Source organism: Telluria sp. ZB4P36, assembly GCF_059685865.1.
Genome location: NZ_JCASIE010000026.1, coordinates 56756 through 63852 on the forward strand (window position 1 = coordinate 56756; position 7097 = coordinate 63852).

Genomic DNA, 7097 nt, shown 5'->3' on the forward strand with positions numbered 1-7097 from the left:
GGCGCTTCAGGCGAGGGCAGGGTGCCGCGACAGTTCCTGGAACAGGAAGTCGGTGAAGGCGCGGATGCGTTTCACGCGGCGCAGGTCGGGATGGCTGAGGATCCACAGCTCGGTGTCGAGCGCCGGGTCGGGTGGGGCCAGCTGCACGAGGCCGGGGCGGCGGTCCGCCAGCAGGCACAGCAGCATGCCCGCACCCAGGCCCGCCTCGACGGCGCCGGCCATGCCGAGCAGCGAGTCGACGCTGACGGCCTGCCGTTCCGGCGGCACGTGCTGGCGCAGCCAGGCGGCCTGGCGCAGGTGCCCGAGCGCTTCGTCCGGCGCCACCCAGTCGTAGCTGTCCCAGCCGCCGCCGTCCTGTTCCGTGCGCCGATCCAGGTAGGCTTGCGCCGCATACGGCGCCGTGCGCAAACGTCCGACTTTTCTTCCGACCAGGTTGTCGGGCGGCGTGTTCGAGGGCCGCAGGGCAACGTCCGCATCGCGCCGGGACAGGTTGACGAAGCGGTTGTCGACCGCGAGCTGGAGCTGGACGCCGGGATAGGCCAGGCGGAAGGCCCGCACAGCCGGCAGCACCAGCGTGTCGAGCAGGGTGTCGGTCGTGGTGACGCGGATGCTGCCCTGCAGCGCGGCATCGCGTCCGCCGATCTTGCGCGCCACTTCCTGCATGCCTTCGTCGATCGGACCGAGCAGGGCGAGCAGTTCCTCGCCGGTGGCGGTCAATACGTAACCGCTCTGGAAGCGCTCGAACAGGCGCACGTCGAGCGCGCCCTCCAGCTTGTCGAGGCGCCGGATCACCGTCGAGTGGCTCTGGCCCAGCCTGCGCGCCGCTGCGGACACGGAGCCGCCACCGGCGACCGCAAGGAAGTACTGGTAATCGTCCCAATCCATGGTGGTGTGCAAAAATCGATAAAGGTTTTGCGAAAACGTGGAATAGTCCGCCATTCTTGCACAAGCTAAGCTGAAGTTCCTGTCACTGCGAGCTTGAGCCAAGCCAGATCCGCGCATTCATCATGAACTCCTTCTACATCCTCATCGCTTTCCTGGCCGGTTGCGGCCTGCCCCTGCAGGCGGCCGCCAACGCGCGCCTGAGCCGCGCCATGGCCAGTCCCTTCGCGGCGGCGACCGTGCAGCTGTCCATCGCCGGCTTCCTGCTGCTGCTGGGCGCGGCCGCCGCGGGGCAGCTGGGCGCCCTGCGTCAGCTCGGCCAGGCCGCCTGGTGGCAGCCCCTGGCCGGCCTGGCCAGCGCCGCTTACGTGGTAGCCGGCATCGTGCTGTTCCCGCGCCTCGGCGCAGTCGTCAGCGTCGGCCTCTTCATTGCTGGCCAGGCCGGCGCTTCGCTGCTGCTGGACGGCCTCGGCCTGTTCGGCATCGCCGCGCGCGACCAGGGCTTGCAGGCCTGGATCGGCGCCGCGGCCGTGGCATCGGGCATCCTGTTGATCGTGCGCGGGCAGGGAGGCCAGGCCGCCGGCCGCGAGGCGCGCGCGGGCTGGATGATGCTGGCGGCCTTGTCCGGTGCACTGCTGCCGCTGCAGGGCGCGGTCAACGTCTCCTTCGTGCGGGTGCTCGGCGCGCCCCTTGCGGTGGCGCTGACCAGCTTCGCGGTGGCGGCGCTCGGGATGCTGGCCGTCTTCCTCGCGGCGCTGGCGGCGGGCCTGGCCGGGCGGCCACGTGCGGCGGGCCTGGCGTCCATGCCCCCGTGGGGCTGGCTCGGCGGCCTGGTGGGCGCCTGCTACGTGACCAGCGTGTTCACGGCAATGCCGCACATCGGCGCCGCCGCCACCGTCGGCTTGACGATCGCCGGCCAGCAGCTGGTCTCGATCGTGGTCGACCGTTTCGGTCTGCTCGGGCTGCCGGGCGGCGCGGTGTCGCGGGTGCGCCTGCTGGGAGCGGCGGTCCTGCTGGCCGGCGTGGTATCGATCAAGCTGGTATAGCCGCGCATCCGCGCATCCACGCGGCGAATGCCTCGACCTCGGGACTTGCCCGGGCGTCGCGCGGCGTCACCAGGAAGTACGCGGCAGGCGAGGAAATCGCCAGCTCGCCGACGCGGCGCAGCCGGCCCGCCCGCAGCGCATCGAGGGCCAGCCGGCCGCGCGCCAGCGCCACGCCCTGGCCGGTTTCCGCAGCCTGCAGCACCAGCGCCGAATCGCCGTAGACGGCGCCGAAACTGCAGCAGGCCGGGTCCAGCGCGGCGGCGCCCAGCCAGGCATCCCAGTCATGGTAATCGTCGCGCAGCAGGGTGGCCTGGGCCAGCCCGGCGGAACTGGCGATGCCATGTTCATCCAGGTAGGCCGGGCTGGCGACGGGGAAGAGCTCCTCGTCGAACAGGCGCTCGCTATGCGCGCCGGTCCATTGTCCCTCGCCATAGCGGATCGCCAGCTGGGCGCCCGCCGCATGCAGGTCGACCAGGGCCTGGGTGGCGGCGACTTCGACTTCGATGTCGGGGTGGCGCAGGAAAAAATCGCCCAGGCGCGGCAGCAGCCAGCGCGCGGCAAAGGAGGGCAGGACGTTGATATGCAGGCGCCGGCGTCCGGCCTGGCGCAGGGCCTCGGCCGCCTCGCGGAGCTGCAGCAGCAGCGGCCGCACCGTGGCGAGGAATTGCCGGCCCTGGGGCGTCAGCGCGACCTCGCGCCGCGAGCGATCGATCAGTGTCACCTGCAGCGACGATTCGAGCGCGCGCATCTGATGGCTGACTGCGCTGTGGGTCAGGTGCAGCTCGCGGGCGGCGAGGGTAAAGCTGCCGAGGCGGCCGATGGCTTCGAACGCGCGCAGGGTATGCAGAGGTGGCAGGGACATGTGAATGGCATTCAAGTACGCGTGAGTATAAAGCGTTTTTCTTGATCAGCTTTCGCGGGTATAAAGTTAATTTCGTTCAAGAGTTCATCATGCATCCTCTGCACCTGCTCGCCGCCTTCGGCATCGTCGCCATCTGGGGTTTCAACTTCGTCGTCATCAAGCTCGGTCTGAATCACATGCCGCCCCTACTGCTGTGCGCCCTGCGCTTCGCGCTGGCGGCCTTTCCGGCGGTCTTCTTCGTCGGGCGGCCCGCCGTGCCCTTGCGGCAGGTTGCCGTCTATGGCCTGGTCATGTTCGGCCTGCAGTTCGCATTTCTGTTCAGCGGCATCGGGCTCGGCGTCTCGCCCGGCCTGGCGTCGCTCGCCCTGCAGCTGCAGTCCTTCATGACCATCGCGCTGGCGGCCCTCTTCTTGAACGAGCGCCCGGCGCGCGTCCAGGTGCTGGGCGCCCTGGTCGCGTTCGCGGGCATCGTGGTGGTGGCGGCCCACCTCGGGCAGGACGTGACGGCCGCGGGCCTCGGCGCGGTGATCCTGGCCGCCCTGTCCTGGGCGGCGGGCAACCTGCTGGCCAAGCGCATGGGGCGGGTAAACATGTTCGCCCTGGTGGTATGGGGCAGCCTGGCGGCGGCGGGGCCCATGCTGGCGCTGTCCCTCGCACTCGAAGGCCCGGCACGCATCGCCGCCAGCCTGGCATTCCTGCGCTGGGAGACGCTGGCGGCGATTGCCTACCTGGTCTACCCGACCACCTTGCTGGGCTTCGCGGTCTGGAACTGGCTGCTGAGCCGCTACCCGGCCGCCAGCGTGGCGCCGCTGACCCTGATGGTGCCGGTGTTCGGCATGGCTTCCTCCAGCGCCGTGCTGGGCGAGGAACTGCAGCCCTGGAAACTCCTCGCCTTCGCCCTCGTCATCCTCGGCCTGTGCATCAACCTGTTCGGTGCGCGCCTGTACGTCGGCCTGAAGGGAGCGCGACCGTGAATGCCGGCCTCCCTCGTTCCTTCATGCCTGCCGGGGATGCCGCGCCGTATGTCGCCGATCCTGCTTCGGCCTGGCGCGTCAAACTGGCCTTCCGCATCGGCTTCACCAACGGCGGCTACCTCGAAGGCAAGGACTTCCTGCTCGACCTGCCGGGACCGGAAGTGGCGCCGGCGCGCGCCGCCGGAATGCTGGTCTCGTCGATGAATCTGCTGCGCGCGGGCCCCGTGACCATCCTCTCCCTGCAGGTGGTGCGGCGCGGCGAACATCACGACGCCTGAGCCCGAAACACCATCCGCGCCCCATCTTGGTAGTGCTCCTTGGCAACAGCGATGCAGATGCGCACACTTGCAGTGCAGCTGGCATCGCGCTTATCATTGGCCGCTCAATCCAGACTGTTACTAATCAGACACTACGGTTTTTGACAACCGTCAGTCCGCAAGCATGTATGATGCGCGGGCAAAAGCCACTTATATATAGAGCACCCGAGAAACACTATGACCAAATCCCTCATCATCGCCGAGAAGCCGTCGGTCGCGAACGACATCGCGAAGACGCTGGGCGGCTTTACCAAGCACGATGAGTACTTCGAGTCCGACCAGTACGTGCTGTCGTCCGCGGTCGGCCACCTGCTCGAAATCGCGGTGCCGGAAGAGTTCGACGTCAAGCGCGGCAAATGGAGTTTCACGCACCTGCCGATGATCCCGCCGTACTTCGCGCTGAACCCGATCGCCAAGACCGAATCGCGCCTCAAGGTGCTGAACAAGCTGATCAAGCGCAAGGACGTCACCACCCTGATCAACGCATGTGACGCGGGCCGCGAAGGAGAACTCATCTTCCGCCTGATCGCGCAGAATGCGAAGGCGAAGCAGCCGGTCAAGCGCCTGTGGCTGCAGTCGATGACGCCGGGCGCGATCCGCGACGGTTTCAATAACCTGCGCAGCGACGACGAGATGCTGCCGCTGGCCGATGCGGCGCGCTGCCGCTCGGAGGCGGACTGGCTGATCGGCATCAACGGCACCCGCGCCATGACCGCCTTCAACTCGAAGGAGGGCGGCTTCTACCTGACCACCGTCGGCCGGGTGCAGACCCCGACCCTGTCGATCGTGGTCGAGCGCGAAGAGAAGATCAAGAAGTTCGTCCCGCGCGACTACTGGGAAGTGCGCGCCGAATTCGTGTGCGCGGCCGGCATCTACGAAGGCCGCTGGCTCGACCAGAACTTCAAGAAGGACGAGAACGATCCGGAGAAGCGCGCCGAGCGCCTGTGGAGCAAGGCCGCCGCCGATTCCATCGTCGCCGCCTGCCGCGGCAAGCAGGGCGTGGTCACCGAGGAATCGAAGCCGACCACCTCGATGGCGCCGGCCCTGTTCGACCTGACCTCGCTGCAGCGCGAGGCCAACGGCCGCTTCGGCTTCTCGGCCAAGAACACCCTCGGCCTGGCCCAGGCGCTGTACGAGAAGCACAAGGTGCTGACCTACCCGCGTACCGATTCGCGCCACCTGCCGGAAGACTACATCGCTACCGTCAAGAGCACGATGGAGTCGCTGAACGACACCAACAACTACCAGCAGTTCTCGAAGCAGGTACTGAAGAATGGCTGGGTCAAGCCGAACAAGCGCATCTTCGACAACACCAAGATATCGGACCACTTCGCGATCATCCCGACCGGTGTCATCCCGAAGAACCTGACCGAGCCGGAACAGAAGCTGTATGACCTGGTCACGCGCCGCTTCCTGGCCGTGTTCTTCCCGCCGGCCGAGTTCCTGGTGACGACCCGCTTCACCGAGGTCTCGGGTCACCAGTTCAAGACCGAGGGCAAGGTGATGACCAACCCCGGCTGGCTGGCGATCTACGGCAAGGAATCGCAGACCGACGACAAGGACGGCGCCAACCTGGTGCCGGTGCAGAAGGGCGAGAAGGTCCTGGCCGACAAGGTGAACCCGAACGGCCTGGTCACCAAGCCGCCCGCACGCTATACCGAAGCGACGCTGTTGTCGGCCATGGAAGGCGCGGGCAAGCTGGTCGACTCCGACGAGCTGCGCGACGCCATGGCCGGCAAGGGCCTGGGCACGCCGGCGACGCGCGCGGCCATCATCGAAGGCCTGCTCACCGAAAAATACCTGGTGCGCGAAGGCCGCGAGCTGATCCCGACCGCCAAGGCTTCGCAGCTGATGACCTTGCTGCGCGGCCTGGGCGTGAACGAACTGACCGCGCCCGAGCTGACCGGCGAATGGGAATTCAAGCTGTCGCAAATGGAGAAGGGCAAGATCTCGCGCGACGAGTTCATGCGCGAGATCCAGCAGATGACGCAGATTATCGTCAAGCGCGCCAAGGAATACGACAACGAGACCATCCCGGGCGACTACGCGACCCTGCAGACGCCGTGCCCGAACTGCGCCGGCGTGGTCAAGGAAAACTACCGCCGCTTCGCCTGCACCAAGTGCGAGTTCTCGATGTCGAAGACGCCGGGCAGCCGCCAGTTCGAGATCAGTGAGGTCGAAGAACTGCTGAAGAACCGCACCATCGGTCCGCTGCAGGGTTTCCGCTCGAAGATGGGCCGTCCGTTCGCGGCGATCCTGCGCATCGTGCGCGATGAAGACATCAAGAACTTCAAGCTCGAATTCGACTTCGGCCAGGACCAGGACGACGGCGAGGAAGGCGAGGGCGTCGACTTCACCGGCCAGACCGTGCTCGGACCCTGCCCGAAGTGCGCTGCCGGTGTGTACGAGATGGGCCTGGCCTACGTGTGCGAGAAGACGGTCGCCAAGCCGAAGGCCTGCGATTTCCGCAGCGGCCGCATCATCCTGCAGCAGGAGATCCTGCCTGAGCAGATGGCCAAGCTGCTCAACGACGGTAAGACCGACCTGCTGCCGGGCTTCGTGTCGCAGCGCACCCGCCGCGCTTTCAAGGCCTTCCTGGTACGCGGCAAGGACGGCAAGATCAGCTTCGAGTTCGAGGAGCGCAAGGCCAAGCCGGGCGCGAAGACCAAGGCGGCTGCGGACGATGGCGCTGCCGAGGGAGCGGAAGGCGCAGACGGCGCGGCGGCACCGGTGAAGGCGGCGCGCAAGGCACCAGCCAAAACCGCGGCCAAAACCGCAGCCAAGGCCGCGAAGGCGCCGGCCAAGACGGCGGCGCGCAAGCCGGCGGCGAAGAAGATCGCCTCGGCGGCCAAGAAGTAATACCGCGCTGCAGCCGGCAAAAACGCGAACCCGAGGGTTCGCGTTTTTTTGTGCGCCCAGCATGGGCGCACTCTTGCGGGTGCAAGTCCCGCCGCGAGCTGACCACAGTGAGCGAAGTGAAGCGCAACTGCGTGAGGGCGACCGAGCGTGGGGAGGA

Annotated in this window: 6 protein-coding genes; 4 read left to right on the top strand and 2 right to left on the bottom strand. The window is 67.3% G+C overall.

Annotated elements, in window-relative coordinates:
- Positions 1 to 6: 6 nt before the first annotated feature.
- Entirely contained in the window at positions 7 to 885 is an 879-nt protein-coding gene (locus tag AC56LK_RS23165; RefSeq protein ID WP_497186813.1) for a LysR family transcriptional regulator, read from the bottom strand.
- A gap of 122 nt (positions 886 to 1007) precedes the next feature.
- Here AC56LK_RS23165 and AC56LK_RS23170 point away from each other — a divergent pair, with 122 nt between their 5' ends.
- Positions 1008 to 1928 (top strand): DMT family transporter, encoded by a 921-nt coding sequence (locus AC56LK_RS23170; RefSeq protein ID WP_497186814.1) that lies wholly within the window; start codon positions 1008 to 1010, stop codon positions 1926 to 1928.
- On the opposite strand, the gene gcvA is transcribed toward AC56LK_RS23170, so the two are convergent.
- Positions 1915 to 2790 carry a transcriptional regulator GcvA gene (gene gcvA / locus AC56LK_RS23175; RefSeq protein ID WP_497186815.1) on the bottom strand — a complete coding sequence of 292 codons (876 nt, stop codon included), beginning with the start codon at positions 2788 to 2790 and terminating at the stop codon, positions 1915 to 1917. The genes AC56LK_RS23170 and gcvA overlap by 14 nt on opposite strands.
- 89 nt (positions 2791 to 2879) lie before the next feature.
- Here gcvA and AC56LK_RS23180 point away from each other — a divergent pair, with 89 nt between their 5' ends.
- The 3 genes from AC56LK_RS23180 to AC56LK_RS23190 all read left to right on the top strand — a co-directional run bounded on the left by AC56LK_RS23180 (position 2880) and on the right by AC56LK_RS23190 (position 6940).
- Complete coding sequence (locus AC56LK_RS23180; protein ID WP_497186816.1) at positions 2880 to 3764, top strand: EamA family transporter; 885 nt, start codon at positions 2880 to 2882, stop codon at positions 3762 to 3764.
- Positions 3761 to 4042 carry a hypothetical protein gene (locus AC56LK_RS23185; protein WP_497186817.1) on the top strand — a complete coding sequence of 94 codons (282 nt, stop codon included), beginning with the start codon at positions 3761 to 3763 and terminating at the stop codon, positions 4040 to 4042. Before AC56LK_RS23180 ends, AC56LK_RS23185 begins: the two co-directional genes overlap by 4 nt.
- 216 nt (positions 4043 to 4258) lie before the next feature.
- Positions 4259 to 6940, top strand: coding sequence for a DNA topoisomerase III (locus tag AC56LK_RS23190; RefSeq protein ID WP_497186818.1), 2682 nt, complete (start codon positions 4259 to 4261; stop codon positions 6938 to 6940).
- The last annotated feature ends 157 nt before the right edge of the window (positions 6941 to 7097 follow it).